General features: G+C 65.2%; 22 protein-coding genes. 6 read left to right on the top strand and 16 right to left on the bottom strand.

The window, feature by feature from the left end; genetic code table 11:
- Window positions 1-63: 63 nt before the first annotated feature.
- The 3 genes from XH92_RS38990 to XH92_RS39000 all read right to left on the bottom strand — a co-directional run bounded on the left by XH92_RS38990 (window position 64) and on the right by XH92_RS39000 (window position 3,615).
- Window positions 64-996: an IS110 family transposase gene (locus XH92_RS38990; RefSeq protein WP_194461644.1), complete on the bottom strand. Its 933-nt coding sequence runs from the start codon at window positions 994-996 to the stop codon at window positions 64-66.
- Window positions 997-1,201: 205 nt separating this feature from the next.
- Complete coding sequence (locus XH92_RS38995; RefSeq protein ID WP_246788031.1) at window positions 1,202-1,606, bottom strand: hypothetical protein; 405 nt, start codon at window positions 1,604-1,606, stop codon at window positions 1,202-1,204.
- Between the two features lie 152 nt (window positions 1,607-1,758).
- Entirely contained in the window at window positions 1,759-3,615 is a 1,857-nt protein-coding gene (locus tag XH92_RS39000) for an ABC transporter ATP-binding protein/permease (protein ID WP_194456770.1), read from the bottom strand.
- 197 nt (window positions 3,616-3,812) lie between these two features.
- Between XH92_RS39000 and rpmE the strand changes: the two genes are divergently transcribed.
- A complete protein-coding gene (gene rpmE / locus XH92_RS39005) occupies window positions 3,813-4,040 on the top strand; it encodes a 50S ribosomal protein L31 (RefSeq protein WP_016845230.1) in 228 nt (75 codons plus the stop codon).
- A 773-nt stretch (window positions 4,041-4,813) separates the two neighbouring features.
- Here rpmE and XH92_RS39010 read toward each other — a convergent pair.
- Together XH92_RS39010 and XH92_RS39015 are read right to left on the bottom strand one after the other, a co-directional pair.
- Window positions 4,814-5,044 (bottom strand): DUF1127 domain-containing protein, encoded by a 231-nt coding sequence (locus XH92_RS39010; RefSeq protein ID WP_194456771.1) that lies wholly within the window; start codon window positions 5,042-5,044, stop codon window positions 4,814-4,816.
- Between the two features lie 431 nt (window positions 5,045-5,475).
- Window positions 5,476-5,814, bottom strand: coding sequence for a hypothetical protein (locus XH92_RS39015; protein WP_246788032.1), 339 nt, complete (start codon window positions 5,812-5,814; stop codon window positions 5,476-5,478).
- A 289-nt stretch (window positions 5,815-6,103) separates the two neighbouring features.
- Between XH92_RS39015 and XH92_RS39020 the strand changes: the two genes are divergently transcribed.
- Window positions 6,104-7,294, top strand: coding sequence for a helix-turn-helix transcriptional regulator (locus XH92_RS39020; protein ID WP_194456772.1), 1,191 nt, complete (start codon window positions 6,104-6,106; stop codon window positions 7,292-7,294).
- A 148-nt stretch (window positions 7,295-7,442) separates the two neighbouring features.
- Here the strand turns inward: XH92_RS39020 and XH92_RS39025 are convergent, their stop codons facing one another.
- On the bottom strand, window positions 7,443-8,060 hold the full coding sequence (locus XH92_RS39025) for a LysE family translocator (RefSeq protein ID WP_194456773.1): 618 nt from the start codon (window positions 8,058-8,060) through the stop codon (window positions 7,443-7,445).
- 247 nt (window positions 8,061-8,307) lie between these two features.
- On the bottom strand, window positions 8,308-8,934 hold the full coding sequence (locus tag XH92_RS39030; protein ID WP_194456774.1) for an FMN-binding negative transcriptional regulator: 627 nt from the start codon (window positions 8,932-8,934) through the stop codon (window positions 8,308-8,310).
- A 98-nt stretch (window positions 8,935-9,032) separates the two neighbouring features.
- Here XH92_RS39030 and XH92_RS39035 point away from each other — a divergent pair, with 98 nt between their 5' ends.
- Window positions 9,033-10,538 carry a PLP-dependent aminotransferase family protein gene (locus XH92_RS39035; RefSeq protein ID WP_194456775.1) on the top strand — a complete coding sequence of 502 codons (1,506 nt, stop codon included), beginning with the start codon at window positions 9,033-9,035 and terminating at the stop codon, window positions 10,536-10,538.
- Here XH92_RS39035 and XH92_RS39040 read toward each other — a convergent pair.
- The 3 genes from XH92_RS39040 to XH92_RS39050 all read right to left on the bottom strand — a co-directional run bounded on the left by XH92_RS39040 (window position 10,529) and on the right by XH92_RS39050 (window position 12,173).
- The gene (locus tag XH92_RS39040; RefSeq protein WP_194456776.1) at window positions 10,529-10,825 is read right to left on the bottom strand and encodes a hypothetical protein; all 297 of its coding nucleotides are present in this window, start codon (window positions 10,823-10,825) and stop codon (window positions 10,529-10,531) included. The genes XH92_RS39035 and XH92_RS39040 overlap by 10 nt on opposite strands.
- A gap of 47 nt (window positions 10,826-10,872) precedes the next feature.
- Complete coding sequence (locus XH92_RS39045; protein ID WP_076865388.1) at window positions 10,873-11,385, bottom strand: DUF1465 family protein; 513 nt, start codon at window positions 11,383-11,385, stop codon at window positions 10,873-10,875.
- Between the two features lie 596 nt (window positions 11,386-11,981).
- Window positions 11,982-12,173: a DUF1192 domain-containing protein gene (locus XH92_RS39050; RefSeq protein ID WP_076865389.1), complete on the bottom strand. Its 192-nt coding sequence runs from the start codon at window positions 12,171-12,173 to the stop codon at window positions 11,982-11,984.
- A gap of 309 nt (window positions 12,174-12,482) precedes the next feature.
- Between XH92_RS39050 and XH92_RS39055 the strand changes: the two genes are divergently transcribed.
- Both XH92_RS39055 and XH92_RS39060 read left to right on the top strand, forming a co-directional pair.
- On the top strand, window positions 12,483-13,481 hold the full coding sequence (locus XH92_RS39055; RefSeq protein WP_194456777.1) for an NAD(P)H-quinone oxidoreductase: 999 nt from the start codon (window positions 12,483-12,485) through the stop codon (window positions 13,479-13,481).
- A 120-nt stretch (window positions 13,482-13,601) separates the two neighbouring features.
- Window positions 13,602-16,478 (top strand): EAL domain-containing protein, encoded by a 2,877-nt coding sequence (locus XH92_RS39060; protein ID WP_028333677.1) that lies wholly within the window; start codon window positions 13,602-13,604, stop codon window positions 16,476-16,478.
- A 193-nt stretch (window positions 16,479-16,671) separates the two neighbouring features.
- Here the strand turns inward: XH92_RS39060 and XH92_RS39065 are convergent, their stop codons facing one another.
- Complete coding sequence (locus tag XH92_RS39065; protein ID WP_194461646.1) at window positions 16,672-16,929, bottom strand: hypothetical protein; 258 nt, start codon at window positions 16,927-16,929, stop codon at window positions 16,672-16,674.
- 116 nt (window positions 16,930-17,045) lie between these two features.
- Between XH92_RS39065 and XH92_RS39070 the strand changes: the two genes are divergently transcribed.
- Window positions 17,046-18,539, top strand: a complete 1,494-nt coding sequence (locus XH92_RS39070; protein ID WP_194456778.1) for a diguanylate cyclase — start codon at window positions 17,046-17,048, stop codon at window positions 18,537-18,539.
- A 224-nt stretch (window positions 18,540-18,763) separates the two neighbouring features.
- On the opposite strand, the gene XH92_RS39075 is transcribed toward XH92_RS39070, so the two are convergent.
- From XH92_RS39075 to XH92_RS39095, 5 genes are all read right to left on the bottom strand, one after another.
- The gene (locus tag XH92_RS39075) at window positions 18,764-20,716 is read right to left on the bottom strand and encodes a DEAD/DEAH box helicase (protein ID WP_194456779.1); all 1,953 of its coding nucleotides are present in this window, start codon (window positions 20,714-20,716) and stop codon (window positions 18,764-18,766) included.
- Window positions 20,717-20,882: 166 nt separating this feature from the next.
- Window positions 20,883-21,476, bottom strand: coding sequence for a GNAT family N-acetyltransferase (locus tag XH92_RS39080; protein WP_194456780.1), 594 nt, complete (start codon window positions 21,474-21,476; stop codon window positions 20,883-20,885).
- Window positions 21,476-22,303, bottom strand: a complete 828-nt coding sequence (locus XH92_RS39085) for an ABC transporter ATP-binding protein (protein ID WP_194456781.1) — start codon at window positions 22,301-22,303, stop codon at window positions 21,476-21,478. The genes XH92_RS39080 and XH92_RS39085 overlap by 1 nt, the downstream gene beginning before the upstream one ends.
- 12 nt (window positions 22,304-22,315) lie before the next feature.
- Entirely contained in the window at window positions 22,316-23,113 is a 798-nt protein-coding gene (locus XH92_RS39090) for an ABC transporter permease (protein ID WP_194456782.1), read from the bottom strand.
- Window positions 23,114-23,136: 23 nt separating this feature from the next.
- Complete coding sequence (locus XH92_RS39095; RefSeq protein WP_194456783.1) at window positions 23,137-24,600, bottom strand: phenylacetate--CoA ligase family protein; 1,464 nt, start codon at window positions 24,598-24,600, stop codon at window positions 23,137-23,139.

A 24,600-nucleotide genomic window follows, 5' to 3' on the forward strand; every position in this document is an offset into this window, starting at 1 on the left:
CGGCTGGTAGCCGTGCATCCTTCGAGGCTCGCTCCGCTCGCACCTCAGCGACTGTGTTCTTCGTCAAGCGGGTTGCCATGGTTTTTGGTCCCTGAGCATGGCGTTGAGGGTTGTGAGGACTTTGCGCGCCACGGCGATGAGGGCGACCATCTTGGGCTTTCCAGCGGTCACCAGGCGTCGGTAGAAGACCTTGAGCTGCGGATGGTATCGGCTGGCCGACAGCGCGGCCATGTAGAGCCCGGCGCGCAGCTTGGCTCTTCCACCGCCGATCATGCTCTTGCCCTTCCAGCGGCCGGACTGGCGGGTGAACGGGGCAAGGCCGGCGAGGCTCGCAATCTGGCGCCGATTGAGCGTGCCGAGCTCCGGCACCTCGGCGAGGAAGGTCCGTGCGAGGGTGTTGCTCACGCCCGGAAAGCTGACCAGCAACTCCTCCTTGGCCCGCCAGACTGGCGAGCCGCGCACCAATGTATCGATGTCGTTGTCGATCTCCGGCAGCTCCTTCTCGAGGACCTTGATGTGGCGGGCAAGGCTCTTGCGAACACGGACGTTCTCCGCCCGCTTCTCGCGCTGACGCTCGGCAACGATCATCTCGATGATCTGCCGTCGGCGGCTGACCAGTTCGGCCAGCAGCCGGGCTTCCTGGTCCGGCATGGCGCGCGGCTCCGGCTTCACCGCCTCGACGAACCGCGCGATCACCGCCGCATCGATCGGGTCGGTCTTGGCGCGCTGGCCAACCGCCTGCGCGAAGTGCCGAATCTGCGCCGGATTGACCACCACCAGCGGCAGCTGGGCGCCGGCCAGCGCAGCCGCAACGATCGTCTCGAAGCCGCCGGTTGCCTCTACCGCAATCAGCGCCGGCGAGATCGCCTGCAGGCGCGCAACAAGCTCTTCCAGGCCCTTGCCGTCACGCGCCACGGCAAAGGCTTCCCCGCCCGGACGAACATGCACGTCCAACCGGTCCTTCGACACATCAATGCCAACGTAGATCGCGTCCATCTGCACCCATCCTTGCGCAACCGGGCTCGCCAGGCGGCCCTCGCGACTGTTCGGGTTCAATGGAACAACGGACGGGGCGCCGCGCTGAGGTCCGGGCTTCAAAGCCCTTGGATGAAGCGGTCTCCCGTCCGTTACCGCACCGGACACTCTATCCGATCCAGCGCGTCTTGACTTACAAGGATGACGGGTGTGGCAGTGAGCTTCCCTACGTTCCGCTTGCACGCCACGACGGCAGCCCGCGCCAGAGATCGTTGCCGGGCTTCGCACGGCTCGCCACGAGTTTCGGCGGCATGCGGTGCGGCGTCCGATCCTTGGCGATCGCCGCTTCGACCGCGCGCTTGAGCCTCGCATTGTCGATCTGCGCCAGGAACCGCCGGATGACGGCATCCTGATCCGCACCGCGACCGGAGATCGCCGCGCACAACTCCGCGGTCGTCCGGCGGAAGAAGTGGAAGGCGTCATCGGCCGCGCCAGCCAGCCGGTCGACCTCGCCGGCCACACCGAGCGCATGCATCCGATCGTCGTCATCGAGCGTCACGGCGAAGCGCAGCACGGCAAGCTGCCAGGTCCGGAGCAGCTTGCTCTCTGGTTCGGTCGCATTCTCGCGCATCAGTCGAGCACCCCGCGCGCCGATGCCCCTTCGGCTGTCGAGGGAGGTCAGGCGCGGCGCGACTATCCTTGCGCGGGAATAGGTTTTCGAGGGGAGCACGCGCGCGATCGCATAGGAATCGCATAGGCGGCGCGCACGGAATCCCGATTCCCTCAAATCCCCTCGAACTGCAGCCGCGCCAGCCGTGCATAGAGGCCATTGGCGGCGACCAGCTCGGCATGGGTGCCCTGCTCGAGGATTTTGCCCTGGTCCATGACAAGGATACGGTCGCAGGACAGTACGGTCGCCAGCCGATGCGCGATGACAAGCGTGGTGCGACGGCGCATCAATTCCTCCAGCGCGGTCTGCACCAAGGTCTCGCTCTCGGCGTCGAGCGCCGAGGTCGCTTCATCCAGCAGCAGCAGCGGCGCATCGCGCAGGATCGCGCGGGCGATCGCGATGCGCTGGCGCTGGCCGCCGGACAGCGTCACGCCGCGCTCGCCGAGCTGGGCGTCGAAGCCGCCGGGCAGCCGGCGCAGGAATTCGGTGGCATGCGCCAGATCGGCGGCGCGCTCAACCTCGTCGTCTGACGCATCGGGCCGGCCGAAGCGGATGTTCTCGCGGGCGCTGGCGGCGAACACCACGGAATCCTGCGGCACCAACGCGATCCGGGCGCGCACCTCGGCCGGATCGGCCTGCCGGATCGGCACACCGTCGAGCGAGATGGTGCCGGATTTCGGATCGTAGAAGCGCAGCAGCAAATGGAACAGCGTGCTCTTGCCGGCGCCGGAGGGACCGACGATCGCGACCTTCTCGCCCGAGCGGACCGCAAGCGACACGCCCTCGACCGCGAGCGCGTTGGGCCGGGTCGGATAGGCGAAGCTGACATCCTCGAAGCCGACGTCGCCGCGCGCCGGCTGCGGCAGCGCGCGGGGCGAGGCGGGCGCTGCGATCTGCGGCCTGACGCGCAAAATCTCGAACAGCCGTTCGGCGGCGCCCGAGGCGGCCGAGACCTCGCCCCAGACCTCGCTGAGCTGGCCGAGGCCGCTGGCGGCGAAGGCCGTATAGAGAATGAACTGGCCGAGCCGACCGGGGCTGATGGCGCCGATCAGCACGTCGTGCGAGCCGACCCAGAGGATCACGACGACGCTGGCAAACACGATGAAGATCACGATCAGCGTCAGCACCGCGCGCGCCTTGGTCGAGCTGCGCGCGGCCTCATAGGCCTGCTCGACCTCGCTGGCAAAGCGCGTCCGGGCGAGCCGCTCGCCGGTATAGGCCTGCACGGTGCGGATCGCATTGACCAGCTCCGAGGCGTAGGCGCTGGCATCGGCCAGCGTGTCCTGGGCGGTGCGCGACAGCCGCCGCACCCAGCGACCGAACGCCACCAGCGGAATCACGATGATCGGAATCGCGAGCAGCACGAAGCCGGAAAGCCGCGGGCTCGTGATCACCATCATCGCGGCGGCGCCGAAGAACAGCATCAGATTGCGCAGCGCAATCGACACCGAGGCGCCGACCGCGGACTTGATCTGCGTGGTGTCGGCGGTGAGCCGCGACACCAATTCGCCCGACCGTGCAGAATCGAAGAACGAGGGCGACAGCGAAATCAGATGCGCGAACACGTCGCGCCTGAGATCGGCGACGATGCGTTCGCCGATCGTCATCACGAGGTAGTAGCGCGAGGCGCTGGCACAGGCGAGCACTGCGACGACCGCGATCATCACGCTGAAATAGCTGTTGATCATCGCGATGCCTTCGGGCGTGAAGCCCATGTCGATCATCCGCCGCACCGCGACCGGCACGACCAGCGTCGTGATCGCGGCGATCGTCAGCGAGATCAGCGCGAGGATTGCCCGTCCCTTGTAGCGCGCCACATACGGCGCGAGCGCAAGCAGGGGGCGCAGGCGGGCACGGCTCTTCGCCGGCTCCGTGATCTGGCTCTCGATGAAGGCTTCCTCATCGAGCAACGCGTCACGCGGCGGCTCTGGGGCGCCGCGAGGGGTCTCAAGCTGTTCGGCTACGCTCATCAATCTAGACCGGTTCTATCGCCCCCCACATAGGCCCGCCGACCCCCGGCTGGCAAATCCGGTAAAGTCCCAATCCGGTGATGGGCTTAAGCGCCCCTTTCTTGGCTTGTTTTGGGGGGCTCCATGGGTTATAGAGCCGCCCAAATCCCGTATCTAATACATCTTGAGACGGGCGCTGGCGCGCCGAAGGAACTGTCATGAAAGCCGATATTCATCCGAATTATCATACGATTAAGGTCGTCATGACCGACGGCACCGAGTACCTGACCCGCTCGACCTGGGGCAAGGAAGGCGACACGCTGAACCTCGACATCGACCCCAAGTCGCACCCGGCCTGGACCGGCGGCACCCAGCAGCTGATGGACCGCGGCGGCCGCGTCTCGCGCTTCCAGAAGAAGTTTTCGGGCTTCCTCAAGAAGGACTAAAGTCCGCTTCGGGATCGCCCCTGCGATCACACGCAAAACGCCTCCGTTTCGGGGGCGTTTTTGTTTTGGGCTGCTCCTGATCGGCCGGACACGCGCGCGGCTCTCTTCGTGCAGTCGTCCTGGCAAGGCCAGGACCCACAGCCACGGGGTCGTGTTGTTGAAGAGGACTGTGGCCCCAGCGTCGCGCAACGGCGTGCATTGGGGGTAATGGGTCCTGGCCTTCGCCAGGACGACAGTGTTCGCAGGGACGACACCGATCGGGTGGCGCTGCCACTGAGTCAAATATCCACGTACCGAGTCAAATGCCTACGTTTCTCGCGACTTGATCTGTCCGAGCTTTGCTCTTCGTTTCGCCTTCGCTCGAACAGAGGGCGCAGGGAAAGCCGGGTGCCGATCGCACCCATGGGCCCCGTGCGTTGGATAGAAAGCACGGGGGTAGGACGCGCGATCAACAGCCTGGCGAAGGCAAGACGCTATCGCCCCAAGAGTTCGACCGACCATGCCGGCCGGTCGCAGCTTGCGCTCCTTCAGCCAATAATTTTCATACCAGGAAGTGTCGACTTGAAGGACGCGCATCGCGAGGTCGAGGTCTCCCGAGATGTGGCGCGAATAACGGGCTGGCATGGCGCTCTCCCGAGCATTCAGACGAGGCCAATCATCACGGCCTCAAGGGACTCAAAGCGGAAGTGGGTACCGGGGAACGGTGCGTCCGGGCGTTTCCAATTCCGGTCATCCGTCGGTGCCGGATATCAGACATTCATCGGAGAGATGGATCACAGGCCGCGCGGGTCGATCGTGCGGTTCGAGACGACGTATTCGATCTGGTCACGCGCGATGCCGATATCCGTCAATTCCCTGTCACTCAAATCGGCCAGGGAAGCGCGCAGTCTCTGGCGTTCGCGGCGCTCCTGAAAGGCATCCCAGTATTTCAAGACGAAGCTGGCGACATGCCGGGTCGATCGAGATGTCCGGTCCAACCCTGTTGTGGCGTGTATCGTGCTCATTGCGGTATCTCCTGCGACGGTGTTTCTTCCGACACTGGCCCGCTGTACGGGATGATGTTGCCGATCTTGATCTCGATGCCAGTTGTGCCCGTGTCGTGTCTCTTCTGGACATCGGGACCACGCATGCTGCCACCGCGGCTCCGCGCCATTGGTGGCCATTGTGCCTAATCGCGGCACCGTGGCATCATTCATGTTGATGAGGCTCTCAGCAAAACTGGTGTGACGTGCAATTCCGCCTCCGCAGATGAGCTTTCGTACGTTGTCTGCGATTGCCCCATCTACCCAAAACGGTGGCAGACGCCATTCGCGAAGGACGCCAAGACAAGATCACGGTGACACCGCACTCATCTCGCGGGTGGCGAATTAAGTGCACTGTCACCGTGACTGGCGACCGATCAGCACAACTGGATTGCGAGAGCGGGTCGCGGCGATCAGAGATCGACGCCGACGGTAATGTTGCGGCCCGTCAATTCCGCAATGGTGCGCATATGCGTGACGAGCTTTGCAAAGGCCGGGTCCTTCGACACCCCCTCCTGAACCTTGCCGTACACCTCCCAATTGGAGTAGCGCGTGACGGCCAGCCACTCCCCGGCCCACGCGCCAGTGTGGAATCGCGATAATCGGAGGAATTCGGCGCCATGTCTTTCGAAGATTGCCTTCGCTTCCTTGGCGGCCGCGATCATTTCCTCGGACTTGTCGCTCTTGAACCGGGTAAATTGTGCAATCGACATTGAAATATCCTCCTTGGTAAATTCGTTTGCCTTGCTCATTGCCCAACCGTGGTGATCATCACGACACGGGCGCCCGACCTCCCTCTCACGTCAGGATTACTGTCTCATCTTCGCGCATGCGGACTGCGCATGCTGCCAGCCCGCTCTTGCCGCCACGGGTGGGCCATTGTGCCTGGTCACGCCCCTGTGGCATCATTCATCTTGATGAGGCCTTCAGCAAAACCGGTGCAGACGTGCAATTTCGCGATCTGCCGCTGAATGGCGCCGAATAGAGAGCCGAACGCTCAAAAGATTTGAATGGGAGTGCCCCTCAGTTCGGGAGTCGCCCTTGCGAGAAGACATTGCTTCCGTCACCGAATTTTCGCACGTCGTCGGCGCCATTTACGATTGCGCAATCGATCCGAGACAATGGCCAAACGCCATTCGCGAGGTATGCCAGGCAACCAATTGTGCGGCCGGGATCATTGGGGCCCATGATCTCAACACGCTCTCCTCGCTGATTCGCGAACATTGGAACTACGAGCCTGAATGGCTCGAGAAAATTCAAATCTGTGCCACCGAGCTGGCCGGGCTTTGGGACGGCGTCGCCGACCTCCATGAACGGCCGATCGATGAACCACTGACCGCCCTGCGCGATATTCCGCAGCAGTTCGTCCAGTCTCGCTACTACCGCGAATGGGCGGAGCCGCTGGGCTTCATCGATACCATCCAGATGACCCCGTTGCGCCAGCCCACCCGGATCGGTGCCTTCGGGGTGTGGCGTCACAAGAGCCTCGGCCGAATAACGGAGCGCGATCTGGCGATCATGAGACTGCTGGCGCCGCACATCCGGCGCGCAGTGACGATCAGCGATGTGCTCAATATGCAGGCGATCGAAGCCGAAACGCTGCGGGCTTCACTTGATCTCTTCCAGGCAGGAATCGTTCTTCTCGATGGTGAAACAAAAATCGTCCATGCCAATCGTGCGGCTGAGACCATGCTCAAATCCGGATCTCCGATCAGTTCCCATCGGGGCGAGCTGCGAACCGCGTCGCCCCAAACGTCAGCCGCACTTCGGACCGCCGTCGCGACCGCCGCCTCGAATGAGGCTGCGGTCGGCAAGCTCGGAATCGGCCTGCCGGCACCGCAGTCCGATGGCTCGCCCGCTCTGATTCATGTCCTGCCACTTGCAGGGGGCAATCGAGGCAAACGCATCGCGCTACGCGCGAGTGCGGCCTTGTTTGTTACATCGGAAATGCGCACGGCTATCCCCGCCGAGTCCTTGGCCTCACTTTTTGGTTTGACGTCCGCGGAGACGCGCGTCCTCGGCTCCCTGCTCGCCGGCCGAACGCCGGCGGAGACAGCAAGGACCATGGGGACAGCAATGGCCACCGTTCGGACCCATATTGCCAAAGTGTTCGAGAAGACCGGGACCTCGCGCCAATCCGAATTGATGCGCCTCGCGGCTCAGTTCTTGCCGCCGGTCTTGCATTCTTCCGAAGGTGGACTGCCCGCGCCCAAAACCCGATCTACGGACTAGTGCCGCGCCGATTTGGCGAGGCCATCGACGCGGGGCAATCGAGCCTCTGGGACTTAAGAGCCCACGCCCCGGATCTGCAGAAGCGGCTCCTAGCGCAGGTTAGCGAAGCGTTGATCTACGCCGTCGCCACTGATCGAAACGACTGCCGCTACCGATCCCCGAAAGCGAGCCGTGCGCCGAGCGCGACCAGGATGCTGCCGCCGATCCGCTGCATGATCCGTTGCGACCTCCGGGAGCGCTGCAGCTTCGCCATCACGGCGCTGGCGAAAAACACGCAGACGATATCGACCGCCGAAAACGTCAGGTTGACGGTCGTGCCGAGCAGGAACAGCTGGGCCCAGACCGGCACGCTGGCCGACGCGTCGACGAACTGCGGCAGGAACGCCAGGAAGAAAATCGCGGTCTTCGGATTGAGCACCTCGACGACGATGCTTTGCGCGAAGGCGCGCTCCACGGAGAGCGGCGCAAGCCTGGGGCGCTCGGTGTTGTCGCGATCGCGGAACAGCGACAGGCCGAGCCAGACCAGATAGGCCGCGCCGGCCAGCTTCATCGCCATGAACAGCGGCGGCACCGCATGAAACAGCAGCGCGAGGCCGGCGGCTGCGGCGATGACATGGGCATAGCCGCCGAGATGCAGGCCGAGCGAGGCCATCAGCCCCGCACGCCGGCCGCCCGCGAGCGTGCGGGCCGCAGCGTACAGCATGGCGGGACCTGGGATCAGCGCGAAGGTCGCGGTCGTGATGGCGAAGGCGAGGTACAGTTCCATCGATGGCTTTCGTCTGGAGCAGGATGACTTTATTACGAATCGCGCAGCGGACTCCGCTTCACCTCGCCCCGCTTGCGGGGAGAGGTCGTAACGCATCGCTAGATGCGTTACGGGTGAGGGGGGTCTCCGCAAGCGCAGCTGTCACCGTGTACGCGGAGGCGGCCCCTCACCCCAACCCTCTCCCCGCAAGCGGGGCGAGGGAGCGCAGCGCCACCGCAATCGCGATTTCATCCAATCTCATCATACCCTAATTCGCCGGGATCATCGCCGCGACCTCGCGATCAGTCGGATTGTCGCTGGCCTCAAGCCCCGCGATCACCCCGGCGCGATCCTCGAGCTTGCGGTTCTGGCTCATCTTCTTCTTGGCGTCGATCCGGGTGATCGGCATCCGGAAGCCGACGATGCCGCGCAGCTGCGCCTTGATGAAATCATCGGGCGCATCGCTGACCTGCCATTCCCCCTTGCGCGAACTCTCGTGCAACTGGGTCAGCCGGGTCACGATGTCGAGCAGGCGGTCGGCATCCTCGAAGAACTCGGCCGAGCCATAGGCGTGCACGGCGAGGTAATTCCAGGTCGGCACCACCTTGCCGTGCTCGGCCTTGGTCACATACCAGGACGGCGTCACGTAGGCGTCGGGGCCCATGAAGATCGCCATCGCCTCGCCCACGGCGGGCAACTTCCACTGCGGATTGGGCCGCGCGACGTGACCGTACAGCGTGCCGTAATCGCCCTCGTTCTCGCTGAGGATCAGCGGCAGCGGCGTGCCGATCAGCCCGTCCGCGGTCGCGGTGACCAGTGTCACGAGCTTCGAGGCCCGCATCGCGGCGTGGATCGGGCCGAGCTCATCGATCTTGAAATGCGGCGGCAAGTACATGGCAGACCTCTTGGCAGACCTCATCAATTGCTGCTCGCACCATAGCGCCGAAGTGGCCTATGATAAGAGCCACTTTCGATCATATTGAGTGGTCCACTATGCCCCGCCTGCGCGCCACGATCAGCATCCCCTCACTCGGCGCGGTCGACCGCGCCGCCGGACAGGTCGGACGGCAGATCGCGCAAGCCCTGCGCGCCGCGATCGCCAACGGCGAACTGAAGGCCGGAGAGTATCTGCCGTCGACGCGCGCGCTGTCGGCCTCGCTCGGCGTGGCGCGCGGCACAATGACGGAGGCGTTCGAGCAATTGCAGGCCGAGGGCTATCTGGAATCGCAGGTCGGCGCCGGCACCCGCGTCGCGCCGACGCTTGCCGAGCAAGCACGGCTGGTCCGGACGCCGGTCGGCCGCGGCCCGAGCAAATCGGCACCTGTCGCGTTGCCGCCGCGCGCACAGCGGCTAGCCAAGGTTGCGGCGGCCTTCACGCCGATGCCCGAAGTGCCGTTCGCGATCGCCGTCCCCGGCGGCGCGGTCGCGCCCGACGACAATTGGCGTCGCCTCGGCAACCGCGTGCGCGCATCGCGCGCGGCGGCGCCTTCGAGCTACGGCGATCCGCGCGGCCTGATGGAATTGCGGCAGGCGATCGCAGACTACGTGCGCAAATCCCGCGCGGTGCATTGCGAGCCGGAGCAGGTCGTGATCACGGCCGGCACGCAACAGGGCCTCTATCTCGCCGGCCGCGTGCTGCTGGCAGCAGGCGATCGGGTGTGGGCCGAGGATCCCGCCTATCCCGGCATGACCGCCGTGCTCGACGATCTCGATCTCGTCACCACGCACGTTCCCGTCGATGCGCAAGGCATCGACGTCGAAGCCGCCATTGCCGCGTGCCCGCACGCACGCGCAGCGTTCGTGACGCCGTCGCATCAATATCCGCTCGGCATGCCCTTGAGCATGGCGCGCCGCAACGCGCTGGTGGCGTGGGCGCAGCGAAGCAATGCTTGGATCGTCGAGGACGATTACGACAGCGAGTTGCGCTATGCCGGCCATCCCTTCCCGTCGATGCAAGGGCTCGCGCCATTGCGCGTGATCTATCTGGGAACGCTGAGCAAGGTGCTGTTTCCCTCGCTGCGGCTCGGCTACGTCGTGGCGCCTTTGCCGCTGATCGACGCCTTCGCCGGCGCACGTGCCCTGCTCGACCGGCATTCACCGACCGCCGACCAGCACGTGCTGGCGGCCTATATGCGCGAGGGGCTGTTCGAGGCGCATATCAGGCGCATCCGCGGCGTCTATGCCGCACGCCGCGCGACCTTGATAGCCGCGCTCGAACGACACATGCCCGATGACATCACGCTGCAGCCGAGCGACCAGGGCATGCATCTGTTGCTGTGGCTGGCGCAAGGCTTCGACGATGTGCAATTGGCGAAGGCCGCACTCGCCGACGGCATCGTCGTGCGGCCGATCTCACCGATGTACAAGGCAGCGGCACGGCCCGGCCTCATGCTCGGCTTCGGCGGCTTCGAACCGGAGGAGTTGGAGGCGGCGGCGAAACGGCTGCGGCGCGTGATCGATCAAGATGCACCGCAGCGCCGGCAACGCATTCACTCGTAGAATGCACCTGCGACAACGATCATTGCTGCGCGACGCCAAGCATCAGATGCTTCCGGTCCGAGATTGGTTGTCCGTGATGTGGCCTCGGCCCACGAGGCCGCGGCACCTAAGAAGGCCTCTATCGAACCGTTTTGCCAACCGTTTGGTCCAGCTGAATATGGCGAAGTTGGTCTCGCCAATTCCTTTTGCTGCTCGTCCTGCCGATCAAGCGCCATCAGTTGCAGAAGTCGGATGAACGACCGCTCGTCAGTAACCGCTTCGGCTGCTGCGATCAGATCATGGACCATTGTGGCCTTGTGGCTCGAGCGCGTCGCAGCGATGTCTAACGCAGATCCTATTGCTCGAACGCGGCCTTGAGCCGGTTGAGCTGCGGCACCAGCGGATTGCCGATCGTCGAGCGATCCGGCGCCGGCGCGTGGATCGTGGTGTCGAGGCGGCGGACGCGCGCCTGCAGATCCATCGAGCGGGCGATCAGCTGCTGCAATTGCTCGGGCAGCTTCGTCACCATGTCGGCCGGGCCGGGATCGGCGGCCGACAGCTTCACCTTGGTCTTCTCGCGATTGGCCTGGGTCAGCGTCATCTCGCCTTCCTTGACCGCGCGATGCAGCAACAGCCACGACGCGAGCTGCATCAGCCGCGTGGTCAGGCGCATGCTCTCGGTGGCATAGGTCAGGCTCACGGACCGTTCCAGTGCCTTGGCCTCGGCACGGCCGTCGCCGTCGAGATAGGCGGCGGTCTGCTCGACCAGATCCATGCCTTCCCGGAACAGCACGCCGAATGCCGCAGAATTGGTCAGCCGTTCACTGAACAGCACAAGCCCGGCTTCGTTCTGGGAACGATCGGCCATGGTTAACGCCCTCACACCATCGTAACGCCCACTGGCATCTGACGCGCCAGCTTATGATGAACAAATCATTGCGCGGGCGCGCCGCAGAGTCCAGCCGCAACCGGATTTATGGTTTCCAACGGATAGGACGCACAAAAAAGAGCCGCCGTTTCCGGCGGCTTTGAAGTTGATAACAGGGAGGCGTCAAACAGAGTGGACAGGAGCCACTCGGTGTCCAAACGAGGACGATCCAGTCATAATCGAGAAAGCTTAACCGATCGTAAATGAACGGATTTCTTCAGGCTTTGTTTGCCATGTCGGCCATTGACCTAGTTTGGGACAGGGTCGCACACGGACACGTAGTCCGGATGGAGCCAACGGATCGCACGAACGCGCATTCCGTCATCCCCGCGCAAAGGCTCCGCCTTTGTCGCTGGAGGAGCGCGTAGCGCGTCTCGAAGGATGCACGGCCCGGCCAGTGGCCGTCGATCCTTCGAGACGCCGCTTCGCGGCTCCTCAGGATGACGGATTGAGGGCGGCTTCGAATCAAATCGCAGTGTCGTAACCCGAATGGAGCCCAGCGAAATCCGGGCTACGACAGAAATGATGGCGCAACGCTACGACTTGAAGAACGCGTTCGCGGCATCCTTCGACGCGCGCTTCTTGGTCATCGCCTCTTTCAGGCGATCGACTTCGGCAGTGAGCAGCGCGATGCGCTCGGTCAGTTCCTCGACCGACAGCAGCGAGAGATCCTGTCCGATCTCGTGGCTGATCTTCTTCCGCGGCCGGTCCTCATCCTCAATCGGCATGTGTCCTCCCGGCGATGTGATCTGGTCCAGAGTTGGTAAATGTCCGTGCGGAGAATTTTGCAGTGACTTTCGTGTGCGTGCAACACGCCGGCGCGGATGTCCCGGCGCCACCGCAAGCAATCTGAGCAGCTGCATCATCAGCTTTCTCCACCATGCCATTGACCCAATGGCCCACTCATCCCGCTGCTCAATGGCGGCGCCGGCACGCCGGTCGCAAGGCTCGGCCGGTTCGGGGCTTAATGGCGTTTCGCTTCGCTGGAAAAGGCGGTATGCCATCCGCCAATCCTCTTCACTGACCAGGGACGAACCATGCCAAACCTGCCCGCGCAAATGACCGTCGTTGCCATCAGCAAGCCAGGTGGCCCGGAGGTGCTGGTGCCCGAGACCCGCGCGTTGCCGGTGCCGAAGGCCGGCGAGATCCTGGTCAAGGTCGCGGCCGCCGGCGTCAATCGCCCCGACGTCGCGCAGCGCTCCGGCTCGTATCCGCCGCCGCCCGGCGCGAGCGACCTGCCCGGCCTCGAGATCGCGGGCGAAGTGGTGGCGCTCGGCGAAGGCGCAAAGCACAAGATCGGCGACAAGGTGATGTCGCTCGTCGCCGGCGGCGGCTACGCGCAATATTGCATTGCGCAGGACGCTCAGGCGATGACCGTGCCGCCGCAGCTGTCGATGCAGGAAGCCGGCGCAATTCCGGAAACGCTGATGACGGTGTGGCACAACGTGTTCGAGCGCGGCGCGCTCAAGGCCGGCGAGACGCTGCTGATTCACGGCGGCTCGTCGGGCATCGGCACGATGGCGATCCAGCTTGCCAAGGCGTTCGGCGCCAAGGCGATCGTCACCGTCGGCTCGCAGGACAAGGCCGACGCCTGCCTCAAGCTCGGTGCCGATCACGCGGTCAACTACAAGACCGAGGATTTCGTCGAGGCGGTGAAGAAGGCGACCGGCGGCAATGGCGCCGATGTCATCCTCGACATGGTGGGCGGCGACTATATCGACCGGAACTATGACGCCGCCGCGGTCGAGGGCCGCATCGTCCAGATCGCGTTCCTGTCGGGAACACCGAAGGCCACGGCCAATTTCGCCAAGCTGATGGTCAAGCGGCTGCACCACACCGGCTCGACCCTGCGCCCCCGTAGTAATGCGGACAAGGCGGCGATGGTGGCCGCAATCGACGCCAAGGTGCTGCCGTTGCTGCGCGAAGGACGCGTCAAACCGCTGATGGACAGCACATTCCCGCTGGAAAAGGCCGCCGACGCACACCGGCGCATGGAGACCAGCGAACATATTGGCAAAATTGTGTTGGTGGTTTAACTCTCGCGACGGAAGCAGGGGCGGAAACCCTTTGATTCCCTTCGCTTTCGTGTCATTTATCGCGCCACCTCCGGGCCGGTCGCCGGGCCCGGGCAGTTTGTCGATCGCGGAGTACTGACATTGCGTCTGATCAGGTGCCTTGCGCTGCTGGCGCTGGGCCTCATGATGTTTGCCGCTGCGCCTGCCGCGTATGCGATCGACGCGGTCAGCGTGCGCAGCGATGCGCCGGCGATCGACCTCACCGCGGTTCTTGACCATCAACGCAGCGAAACCGACCGCATCCAGGTCTCCACCGCACCTGGAACCGACGGCATCGTGCGCCGCATCGAAGTTCGCGCCCGCGAAGGCGGCCAGAACTGGGTGGTGTTCGCACTCGCCAACAACACCGACGACCAGCTCGACCGCCTGATCGTCGCGCCGCATTATCGCATCGTGTCGTCGGGCCTGCTGTGGCCCGACCTCGGCCTGTCGCGCATCGCCACCATCACGCCGTCGGTCGGCGATCGTCCCGAGCGGCAGGAGAGCCCGACCGCCGACGTGTTCCGCATCACGCTCGATCCCGGCGCCGTCGTCACCTATGTCGCGGAGCTGCGCACCGACAAGCTGCCGCAGCTCTATCTGTGGGAACCCGACGCCTACAAGGACAAGGTCAACTCGTTCACGCTGTACCAGGGCATCGTGATCGGCATCTCGGGCCTGCTCGCGCTCGTGCTCACGATCTTGTTTGTGGTCAAGGGCAGCATTATGTTCCCCGCCGCCGCGGCGCTGGCCTGGGCGGTGCTGGTCTATATCGGCGTCGACTTCGGCTTCTGGGGCAAGGTGCTCGACATGTCGAACAACGCCGAGCGCGTCTGGCGCGCGGCGGGCGAGGCGATCCTCGCGGCGACATTGCTCGTGTTCCTGTTCGCCTATCTGAATTTGAGCAGATGGCACGTGCGCTACTCGCACATCACGATCGGCTGGCTGGTCTTCCTCGGCTCGCTGGTGGCGCTGGCGCTGTTCGATCCCGCGGTCGCCTCCGGCATCGCGCGGATGTCGCTGGTGATGATCGCCTTCGCCGGCTTCGCGCTGATCGTCTATCTCTCCACCCACGGCTTCGACCGCGCGGTGCTGTTGATCCCGACCTGGTTCCTGCTGGTGGTCTGGGTGGTCGCAGCCGGCATGACGGTCGCGGGAAGTGTCACCAACGACATCGTCGGCCCGGCGCTGCTCGGCGGCCTGGTGCTGATCGTGATGCTCATTGGATTTACGGTGATGCAGCACGCCTTCGCCGGCGGCGGCGCCACCACCGGCGTGGTCTCCGATGTCGAGCGCCGCGCGCTGGCGCTGACCGGTTCGGGCGATCTGATCTGGGACTGGGACGTCTCCGCCGACAAGGTGTTCACCAGCCCGGAGACCGAGGCCCTGCTCGGCCTCAAGCGCGGCACGCTGGAAGGCCCGGCAGCGAAATGGCTCGAAGTGCTGCACCCGCTCGACCAGGACCGCTTCCGCGCCGCGCTCGATAGCGTGCTCGACCAGCGCCGCGGCCGCCTGGTTCAGGACTTCCGGCTGCGCACGCCCGACGGCCATTTCATGTGGTTCGCGCTGAAGGCGCGGCCCGTGGTCGGCTCCGACGGCGAGGTCTCGCGCGTGGTCGGCACCCTCACCGACGTCACCGAGTTCAAGAACTCCGAAGAGCGGATGCTGCACGACTCGGTGCACGACAATCTGACCGGGCTGCCGAACCGCCGGCTGTTCATGGACCGCCTCGGCGCGGTGGCGAACCTCGCCAAGACCATGCCGAACCTGCGGCCGACCCTTATGGTGATCGACCTCGACCGCTTCAAGCAGGTCAACGATTCCGTCGGGATTGCGGTCGGCGACTCCATCCTGCTGACGCTGGCGCGCCGCCTCACCCGCATCCTCAAGCCGCAGGATACGCTGGCGCGCATGGCCGGCGACCAGTTCGGCCTGATCCTGCTGTCCGAGCAAGACCCGGCGCGGATCACCAATTTCGCCGAGACCATCCGCAAAACCATCCGCGCCCCGATCGCGTTCAACGACCGCGAGATCTTCCTGACCGCCTCGATCGGCCTTGCACTGTCCGATCCGGCGGCGCCGCTCACCGACGAGATCATCAAGGATGCCGAGCTTGCGATGTATCACTCGAAGCGGATCGGCGGCGATCGCATCGACGTCTACAAGCCGGCGATGCGGGCGCGGAAGACCGACCGCCTGACGCTCGAAAGCGACCTGCGCCGCGCCATCGAGCGGCAGGAGATCACGATCCTGTACCAGCCGATCGTACGGCTGGAGGATCGCGCGATCGCCGGCTTCGAGGCGCTGGCGCGCTGGGATCATCCCAAGCTCGGCCGGATGTCGCCGTCGGAGTTCATCAACGTCGCCGAGGAGACCGGCCTGATCGTCGATCTCGGCATGTTCGTGATGGACCAGACCGCGCGTCAGCTCGCGGTGTGGCAGCGCGCGATGCGCGCCCGCGAACCGATCTTCGCCTCGGTCAACGTCTCGTCGCGGCAATTGCTGCGCCACGATCTGATCCACGACATCCGCACCGTGCTGTCGCGCTCCTCGGTGGCGCGCGGCACGCTGAAGCTGGAGCTGACGGAATCGCTCGTCATGGAGAACCCTGAGCACGCCGCCCAGATGCTGGCGCGGATCCGCGAGCTCGGCACCGGGCTGTCGCTCGACGATTTCGGCACCGGACATTCCTCGCTGTCCTATCTGCAGCGCTTCCCGTTCGACACCATCAAGATCGACCAGTCCTTCGTCCGCACCACCAGCCGCGGCACCCGCCCGGTGATCCTGAAATCGATCATCGCGCTGGCGCACGATCTCGGCATGGAAGTGGTCGCGGAAGGCGCCGAGACGGATTCGGATGCCGTCGAGCTCTACCAGCTCGGCTGCGAATACGCGCAGGGCTTTGCCTTCGGCGAGCCGATGGACGCGGATGCCGCGACGCGCCTGCTCACCGAGGAACGGCTGGAAGCCGCGAGCTAAGGCTTCGGCGAAAGCACCCTGTCACCCCGCTCTCGGATGTCATACTCCGCGAAAGCGGAGTATCCAGTACGCTGCGGCTTATCCGTATCGCGTCGATGTCTCTGGAATACTGGATCGCCCGGCGGAGCCTGTCATCGGGCGCGCGTTCGCGCGACCCGGTGGCGGGCGATGACGACCTAGGATGTTGCCCTCTCTAGCGCGGCTTCGGCATGCGCTTGAACCTGACGCTCTTGCCGTCGGCCTGGCGGGTGGCGATGTAGCCGGCTTCGAGGCAGGCCTCGCGCTGCGGCATCTTCTCCTGCGGGCTGCGCAGCGTTTCCCACCACGACGCCCGGTGCGCGGCGCGCGGCAGCGCTGCATCGATGATCGTCTCGATCTCCTCGAAGGTCAGCACGAATTCGGGCAGATGCTGCTTCTTCAGATAATCCCGCAGCGCGTCGTAGTCGTTCACAACGTCCTCGATCATAAAGGGTCCGGCAACCACCCGTTAACCCATTCGGCGGCCGCTGTCGCCATTTAAGGCGACAACAAGATTTCCCGTTGCATGACGGCGCTTTGGAGCTGGACATGCCATTTCGACGCGGACACGACGCAAGGCGGCGCTGGCGGCTATCGGCAAAGCTGCTGATCGCAGCATCCGTTGCGACCGTCCTCGGCTTCTCCGCAGTCTGCGCCGGCGTGATGCTCGACATGCGCCGCGGCGAGGAACAGCTGGCCCGCCGGACCCTGGAGAACCTGGCGTCAGGCATCGAGGCCGACATCAGCCGCAACATCGAGCTCTACGATTTGTCGCTGCGCGCAGTCGCCAGCAATCTGGAAATGCCGGAGATCCGTAGCGTCAGCAAGGAACTGCGCCAGCTGATCCTGTTCGACCACGCCGCGACCGCAAAGCATTTCGGCGCGATCCAGGTGTTCGACAGCAAGGGCAATCTCTCCATCGACGCGGCGAGCCTCGATCCGCAGCCGGAGAACCGCAGCGACGAGGAATATTTCACGATCCAGCGCGACCATCCCGACGCCGGATTGTATATCAGCCGGCCGACGCTGCATCGCGGCGCCTACGCGATCGTGCTGAGCCGACGCATCGTCAGCGAGGACGGCCGCTTTCTCGGCGTCGTGGTCGGCTCGATCCGCTTCAGCTATTTCCACGATCTGTTCGGACGGCTGAACCTTGTGCCGGGCGACACCATCACGGTGCTGCGCAACGACCGCACCGTCATCATGCGGACGCCGTTCGATCTCGACGTGATCGGCAAGAACCTTGCCGAGCAGTCAGAGTGGAAATCCGAGAACCTGAAGGTCGGCGGCGCGTTCGCCGGCAAGGGCCCGGTCGACGACACGCCCAGGCTCTATGTCAGGCGCAGCGGCAGCGGGCCGCTTTACGTCGTGGTCGGCAAGCCGCTCGAAACCGTCTTCAGTCTCTGGCGCACCGAGGCGATCCGGATCGGCGCAATCATGGCGTTCCTGATCCTGTTCGTGCTCAGCGCAACCCTGGTGCTCGCCCGCGAGATCGTCCGCCGCGCCGACGCCGAGGACAAGCTCGAGGAGCTCGCGACCACCGACGCCCTCACCGGCCTGAAGAACCGGCGCAAGTTCGACGGCGAGATCGACCGCGAGTGGCGCCGCGCCGGCCGCTACGGCCAGCCGGTCGCGCTGCTGATGATCGATGCCGATCACTTCAAGGCCTACAACGACACCTACGGGCATCAGGCCGGCGACCAGGTGCTGGTCGGGATCGCGATCTGCATTTCGGACGCGGTGCGCCGCGCCGGCGATTGTCCGGCGCGCTTCGGCGGCGAGGAATTCGCCGTGCTGCTGCCCAACATGACCGCGCTCGAGGCCTTCAACCTGGCCGAGACCATCCGCGGCAAGGTCCAGCAATGGTGCGAGGGCGAGCTGATCACGACGGTGAGCATCGGCGTCGCCAGCATGCGGCCGCTCGCGGGCCAGCAATGGTCCGACCTGATCGAAGCCGCCGACAAGGCGCTCTACGCCGCGAAAGCCAACGGCCGCAACCAGTCGGTGCTCGCCACCGTGCCGAAGATCGCGCTGGTGGCGTGACGGGCTAAGCGCCGGCAAGATATCTGGCTTCACGGGCAATAGAGTTGAACGCCTGCGAAAGCAGGGACCCACGTTGTAGAAGCGAGCTGTGGCTCCAGCGTTATGTAGCGGCAAGCATTGGTGGTTATGGGTCCCGGGTCGCGCTGCGCTTGCCCGGGACGACACCGAGTTTGTTGCGGCGTCGAAACCCATAGATCGGCATTCTGAACGCCGCCGGCGACAGCTCAGCCCCTCCGCTTCTTCTTCGGCTTCTTGCCGAACTTCGGTTTCGCCGACACGTCCGGCCACTGCGTGTGTCCAGCCTGCGGCTTGTTCCGATGTTTCTTCTTCCCGAACCTCGGCTCGGTGTCGAATTTCGGCTTGTGCTCGCGGTCCGGTTTGCCGCGTCGCTTGGCTGCCGCGTCATCGCGCGGCTCGTCGCGGCGGGGCGCGACATGCTCGCCGTCGCCCTTGTCGCGCCAAGGATCGTGCCTGGGTTTGCGCGCCGGCTTTTCGACGTGCGTCTCTCGCTGCGGAGTGTCCGCCAGCGGCTCGATGCGGATGCTGTCTTCCTTGTCCGGACGCTTGACCTTGACGGCGAAAGAGTCCGCGACCCGCGCGGCGATCTCGAACTCGGTGGTGGTATCCGAGATCTTGATGGCGCCGATGTCGCGCTTGTCGATGCCGCCGCGGCGGCAGATCATCGGCAGCAGCCAGCGCGCCTCGGCGTTCTTCCGGCGCCCGATCGCAGCCCGGAACCAGACCGTCGCCTCCTCCATGCCGTGACGCGGGGACTTGCCGATCTTCGAGCGCGGCCCGGCGGCACGATCCTCGCGGCGCGAGGCACGGTCACCGCGGCGATCGTCGCGATCGCGGCCGCGTCCCTCGCCGGGATCGAGAATGTCTTCGGGCGCGGGCAGTCGCGCGCGATAGAGCCGGGCCAGCGCCGCGGCAATCGCCTCGGGCGAGCGTTCGGCGAGCAAGGCCTGCGCGAGCACCAGATCGTCCGAGGTCGCCTCCTCGGAGAACACCGCATCCTGCAGCAGGCGCTCATGGTCGAGCTTGCGGATCTCGTCCGCCTGCGGCGCCGAGCCCCAGGCCACGTCGATGCCGGCGAGATCCAGCAGCAATTCCGCGCGCCGCCGCCGTGCCGGCGGCACCAGCAGGATGCTGACGCCCTTGCGGCCGGCCCGGCCGGTGCGGCCCGAGCGATGCTGCATCACCTCCGGGTCTTTCGGCAGATCGGCATGAATGACCAGATCGAGACTCGGCAAATCGATGCCGCGCGCCGCGACGTCGGTCGCGACGCAAACCCGGGACCGTCCGTCGCGCAACGCCTGCAGCGCCTGGGTCCGCTCGTTCTGGGTCATTTCGCCCGACAGCGCGGCGACGGAGAAACCGCGCTCCAGGAGCGCCGCCTGCAAATGCCTGACGGCTTCTCGCGTGTTGCAGAACACCAGCGCGCTCGGCGCCTCATGAAAGCGCAGCACGTTGACGACGGCGTGCTCGACATCGTCGGCCGCGACCCGGATGGCGCGATACTCGATGTCGGCATGACCGCCCTCGTCGCCCGCGACCTCGATGCGGAACGCCTGATCTTGATACTGCTTGGCCAGCGCGACGATGCCGCGCGGGAACGTCGCCGAGAACAACAGCGTCCGGCGGCTGTCCGGCGTGGTCTCGAGGATGAATTCCATGTCCTCGCGGAAGCCGAGATTGAGCATTTCGTCGGCCTCGTCGAGCACGACGACGCGCAGTCCCGAGATGTCGAGACGGCCGCGCCGCAAATGGTCGCACAGCCTGCCTGGCGTGCCGACCACGATGTGGGCGCCTTCGGCAAGCTCGCGCTGCTCGCGGCGCGGGTCCATGCCGCCGACGCAGGAGACGACGCGGCCATCGGCATGCTCGTAAAGCCACGCAAGCTCGCGCTGAACCTGCAAGGCAAGCTCGCGGGTCGGCGCGACGATCAGCGCCAGCGGGGCAGCGGCCGGCTCGAACCGCTCGGCGCCGTCGAGCAGGTCCTTTGCCATGGCCAATCCGTAGGCAACGGTCTTGCCGGAGCCGGTTTGGGCCGAAACGAGGAGATCGCGGTCGACGGCGTCGTCCGCGAGCACGGCGAGCTGGACAGGGGTCGGCTGTTCGTAGTTGCGCTCAGCCAAGGCGCGGGCGAGCGGCGAACTTGTGGTCGGAAAGGGCACGAGATGGGAAACCTTGATTGGTCCGGGCGCAGAACGTCGAGCGGGACGACCTGAAGCTGCGTACCCGGCAGGCGGCACAGCCGCATGACGATTTGGCGCTGCTTTACGCCAAGAACAACCAAATCACCATGCCCCTAAGGCCCCCCAAGCCGGAAAAGGTGCCGTATCAGGCCGGCTGCCCGATCGGGGCCGGGCTGCCGGCGATCCGGTCCATCAATCCGGACAACCGCGACGGCGGTGGGCTGGCTACAGCAATCAGGCCGCCCGCCCCTCGCAGCGCGCCCGGCACCAGCTCGGAGGCCAGCAGCCGATGGCGTTCATATGGGCCGGGCATGCGGAGCGCGGCGGTCATCTCGGCCGAGAAGCCGAAGCGGCTGTAATAGGCGGCGTCGCCGACCAGGATCACGGCGCGGTGGCCGAGCAGGTCGGCCCGCTGCAATGCCAGCCGCATCAGTGCGGCGCCAACGCCGAGACATCGCGCCTCCTCCGCCACCGCAAGCGGGCCTAGCAGCAGGCCGGAGTGACCGGTGCCGGTCACGACGGGCCACAGCCGCAATGTGCCGACCAGGTGGCCGCCACGGCGCGCGACAAACGCGAGGCCGCGCGCAGGTTTGCGGCCCTCGCGTAGCCGCTCCGAGGTCTTGGCCAGGCGGCCAGGACCGAATGCGGTGTCGAGCAGACTGTCTCGCGCCGCCACGTCCGAACGGCGTTCCTGACGGATCGCAACCGGCTTGTCGTTCGGAGAACCGAATGAGGACATCACGCCACCCTCGCCAGATAGATGAAGACCTCGTCGAGATCGCGGCACTTGAAGCGCTCGGCGAGCTCGCCCGGACGTCCCATCGCGACGATGCGGCCATGGCTCATGATCACGACGAAGTCGCAGAGCTGCTCGACCTCGGTCATGTTGTGCGACGACAGCAGGATGGTGGCGCCGCGGCGCTTCTGATAGGCGCGCAGCCGGCTGCGCACCCACTCGGCGCGGTCAGGGTCGAGCGATGCCGTCGGTTCGTCGAGCAGCAGCACGTCCGGGTCGTTGATCAGCGCCTTGGCGACGGCGACGCGGGTCTTTTGCCCGGCCGAGAGCCGGCCGGTGACGCGGTCGAGCACGTCGCCGAGCTCGAAATCCTCGATCAGCTCCTCGATCCGCACCTTCAGATTGGCGACGCCATAGAGCCGTCCGAACACCGTCAGGTTCTGCCGCACGGTGAGCCGCCCCGGCAGCGCGACATAGGGGCTTTCGAAGTTCATCCGACCAAGCACCTTGTGGCGCTCGGTCGCCATGTCGTGGCCCAGCACCATGGCGCGGCCGAAACTTGGCACCACGAGACCCATGATCATGGCGATGGTGGTGGTCTTGCCGGCGCCGTTGCCGCCGAGCAGGCCGACGGTCCAGCCCTTGGGCACGATGAAGTTCACGTCGTCGACCGCCCAATGGCTGCGGTACTTCTTGCAGAGGTCCTCGACCGCGATGGCCGGCGCCTCATCGCTACCCGAGATGACGGGTTCATGGTCCTGCGCAGGCGTGGTGTTCGGCGACACCGGTGTCAGATGTCTGCGGGGCAGAAAGCGTTCGATGCGGCTCATGGATCTCTCCCCTTACTCGCCCATGGTGAGCAGGCCGCCCTTGTGGCGGGCGCTCTGCAACAGGGCGACGAATGTGGTGAAGCCAATGCCGAGATAGACGGCATTGAGCGCGAGGCATTCGATCATCAGATCGGCACGGAAGGTGCCGTCGAGCAGCACGGCGCGCATGCCCTCGAACACATAGGTCGGCGTCAGCGACCAGGCGACCGGATGCAACCAGAGAGGCAACGCCGCGACCGGATAGTAGACGCAGCACAGCGGCAGCAGCACGATCATGATCGAATAGGCGAGACTTTCGGCGCCAAGGCCCTGGCGGATCACGAGGCCGGCGACGACGAGCCCGATCGCCCAGCTGGTCAGCACGAGGTTGAGGAAGAACATGATCAAACCCGGCCCCATCGCAAAGACATTGAAGCCGAACAGCAGCAGCGTCAGCAGGATCACCGGCAAGGTGCCGATCACGAGCCTGATCAGGCTCATCAGCATCAGCGAGGCCGCGAGCTCGAAGGGCTGCAACGGGCTCATCATCAAATTGGCGAGGTTGCGCGACCAGATCTCCTCCAGGAAGGTGAAGGTGAAGCCGAGCTGGCCGCGAAACAGCACGTCCCAGAGCAGGACGGCGCCGAGCAGCAGGCCGGCGGTGGAGGCCATCGCCGACTTGCTTTGATAGAGGTAGGTGTAGAGGAAACCCCACACCAGCATCTGCATCGCCGGCCAGTAGACGATCTCGAGCAGCCGGAGCCATGACGAGCGCAGGATGTAGTAATAGCGCGCCGTCATGGCGGCGATGCGGTTCAATGACGAGCTCATGGCGCGCACCCCTGTTGCCATTATCAATCGAACTCGCGGCGAATCGGGCGGCGCTTGCCGACCTTGGGCGGAAACGCGAGCAGCGCGTTGGCCTGCACCCGGACCGGATGCTCGAGGCATGCTTTGAGCAGATCCTCGAGATGCGCGACCGAGCCGTGCAGGCGGCACAGCGGCGTATCCTGGCCGAGCACGACGCGCGCCTCGACGAGGTCGACGCCACGCTGCACGATCTCGAACTGCGCCAGATGCAGGTTGCAGTCGAACATCCAGCGATAGGTCGCGTCGAGAATGCTGCCGGCCGGGACCTTGCGGCCGTCGCGGTTGACGAAAGCGTCATTGAGCCGGCCGTCGATGCTGGCGATCTGCGACCAGTTGATGTCTGATGGCGCCGGATCGGCCGGCCGCGTGATGTAGTCGCCCTGCACGTAGCGGATGAACGGCATCGCCTCGTTGAGCAGATTGGTGATCACGGCGATGCCGGACTGGCCGTCGGCCTGCGGCGCCATCGTGACGGGATCGAGCACGTCGAGATGCACGGTGTCCTCGCAGACGTGATACTGGCCATCGGGCATCTCGAGCGCGATCCGCGTCGCCTCCTCGGAGGAATATTCGTCGAGCACGGGGACGCCGAGCTGCCGCGACCATTCCTGACGGGCGGCGCGCGAGGAATATTCCGAATGCGTCACCGCCAGATTGAGCGAAGCGCGGAACTCGTCGACATGCGGCATCAGCGCATCGAGGCTCGACGGATAGAGCGAGAGGATCTTCGGCCCGAGATAGCGCAGATGCTGGGCGACGCGCGCCGGCGGGATCAGGTTCGAGATGAACGCGGTCGGATAGTCGCCGCCGATCGAATCGAACCACCACGGCACGGTGTAGACATGGGCGAGCAGATCCTCGGCGCGGTAGTTGCCGCCGCTCTGCATCGCGAACTGGCGGACGCCCTGGATGGTGTCGGTGATGACGGCGTCATAGTCGACACGGATCAGCAAGGTCTGGCCGGACGAGCCCGATGAGCGCGTCGGAAACAGGTTTTCCGGCTTGTATTTCTTGTTGACGCACTGATCCGGGAACGCCGCGACCAGCTCCGGCTTGGTGATGACAGGGATCTTCTGGATGTCGTCGTAGTCGCGCAGATGCTCCGGCTTGAAGCCAGCCGCATCATACTTGGCGCGGTAGACCGGAATGTCGCGGTAGGCGAGCTCGACCAGCTCCTTGATCCGGGCGAACTGCCGCGCGCGGATTTCGGACAGCGGCAGATAGGGATGCCGCATGCATTCGCCGAGATAGTTTTCGGTGGCCGCGACCAGCTCGGGCGCGGCGTCGTTGGAAGGCTCGAAGTCCGGGCGAGTGTGCTCGGTCTCCCAGAACTGACGCTGCGGCACGCTGGCCGCATCGGCGGGGACGAGGGATGCGGCGGCTTGATCGTGCTCCGGCACCAGAGCAAGGCTGTCATCGGAAGCGCAGGTCGCAAGGGAGGACGTCAT

Source organism: Bradyrhizobium sp. CCBAU 53421 (assembly GCF_015291625.1).
Classification (GTDB): domain Bacteria; phylum Pseudomonadota; class Alphaproteobacteria; order Rhizobiales; family Xanthobacteraceae; genus Bradyrhizobium.

Excerpts from the sequence above, each read along its gene's own strand:
- XH92_RS38990 (WP_194461644.1), bottom strand. The coding sequence starts at position 996 with ATGGACGCGATCTACGTTGGCATTGATGTGTCGAAGGACCGGTTGGAC.
- XH92_RS38995 (WP_246788031.1), bottom strand. The coding sequence starts at position 1,606 with ATGCGCGAGAATGCGACCGAACCAGAGAGCAAGCTGCTCCGGACCTGG.
- XH92_RS39000 (WP_194456770.1), bottom strand. The coding sequence starts at position 3,615 with ATGAGCGTAGCCGAACAGCTTGAGACCCCTCGCGGCGCCCCAGAGCCG.
- rpmE (WP_016845230.1), top strand. The coding sequence starts at position 3,813 with ATGAAAGCCGATATTCATCCGAATTATCATACGATTAAGGTCGTCATG.
- XH92_RS39010 (WP_194456771.1), bottom strand. The coding sequence starts at position 5,044 with ATGAGCACGATACACGCCACAACAGGGTTGGACCGGACATCTCGATCG.
- XH92_RS39015 (WP_246788032.1), bottom strand. The coding sequence starts at position 5,814 with ATGAGCAAGGCAAACGAATTTACCAAGGAGGATATTTCAATGTCGATT.
- XH92_RS39025 (WP_194456773.1), bottom strand. The coding sequence starts at position 8,060 with ATGGAACTGTACCTCGCCTTCGCCATCACGACCGCGACCTTCGCGCTG.
- XH92_RS39030 (WP_194456774.1), bottom strand. The coding sequence starts at position 8,934 with ATGTACTTGCCGCCGCATTTCAAGATCGATGAGCTCGGCCCGATCCAC.
- XH92_RS39035 (WP_194456775.1), top strand. The coding sequence starts at position 9,033 with ATGCCCCGCCTGCGCGCCACGATCAGCATCCCCTCACTCGGCGCGGTC.
- XH92_RS39040 (WP_194456776.1), bottom strand. The coding sequence starts at position 10,825 with ATGGTCCATGATCTGATCGCAGCAGCCGAAGCGGTTACTGACGAGCGG.
- XH92_RS39045 (WP_076865388.1), bottom strand. The coding sequence starts at position 11,385 with ATGGCCGATCGTTCCCAGAACGAAGCCGGGCTTGTGCTGTTCAGTGAA.
- XH92_RS39050 (WP_076865389.1), bottom strand. The coding sequence starts at position 12,173 with ATGCCGATTGAGGATGAGGACCGGCCGCGGAAGAAGATCAGCCACGAG.
- XH92_RS39055 (WP_194456777.1), top strand. The coding sequence starts at position 12,483 with ATGCCAAACCTGCCCGCGCAAATGACCGTCGTTGCCATCAGCAAGCCA.
- XH92_RS39070 (WP_194456778.1), top strand. The coding sequence starts at position 17,046 with ATGCCATTTCGACGCGGACACGACGCAAGGCGGCGCTGGCGGCTATCG.
- XH92_RS39080 (WP_194456780.1), bottom strand. The coding sequence starts at position 21,476 with ATGTCCTCATTCGGTTCTCCGAACGACAAGCCGGTTGCGATCCGTCAG.
- XH92_RS39085 (WP_194456781.1), bottom strand. The coding sequence starts at position 22,303 with ATGAGCCGCATCGAACGCTTTCTGCCCCGCAGACATCTGACACCGGTG.
- XH92_RS39090 (WP_194456782.1), bottom strand. The coding sequence starts at position 23,113 with ATGAGCTCGTCATTGAACCGCATCGCCGCCATGACGGCGCGCTATTAC.
- XH92_RS39095 (WP_194456783.1), bottom strand. The coding sequence starts at position 24,600 with ATGACGTCCTCCCTTGCGACCTGCGCTTCCGATGACAGCCTTGCTCTG.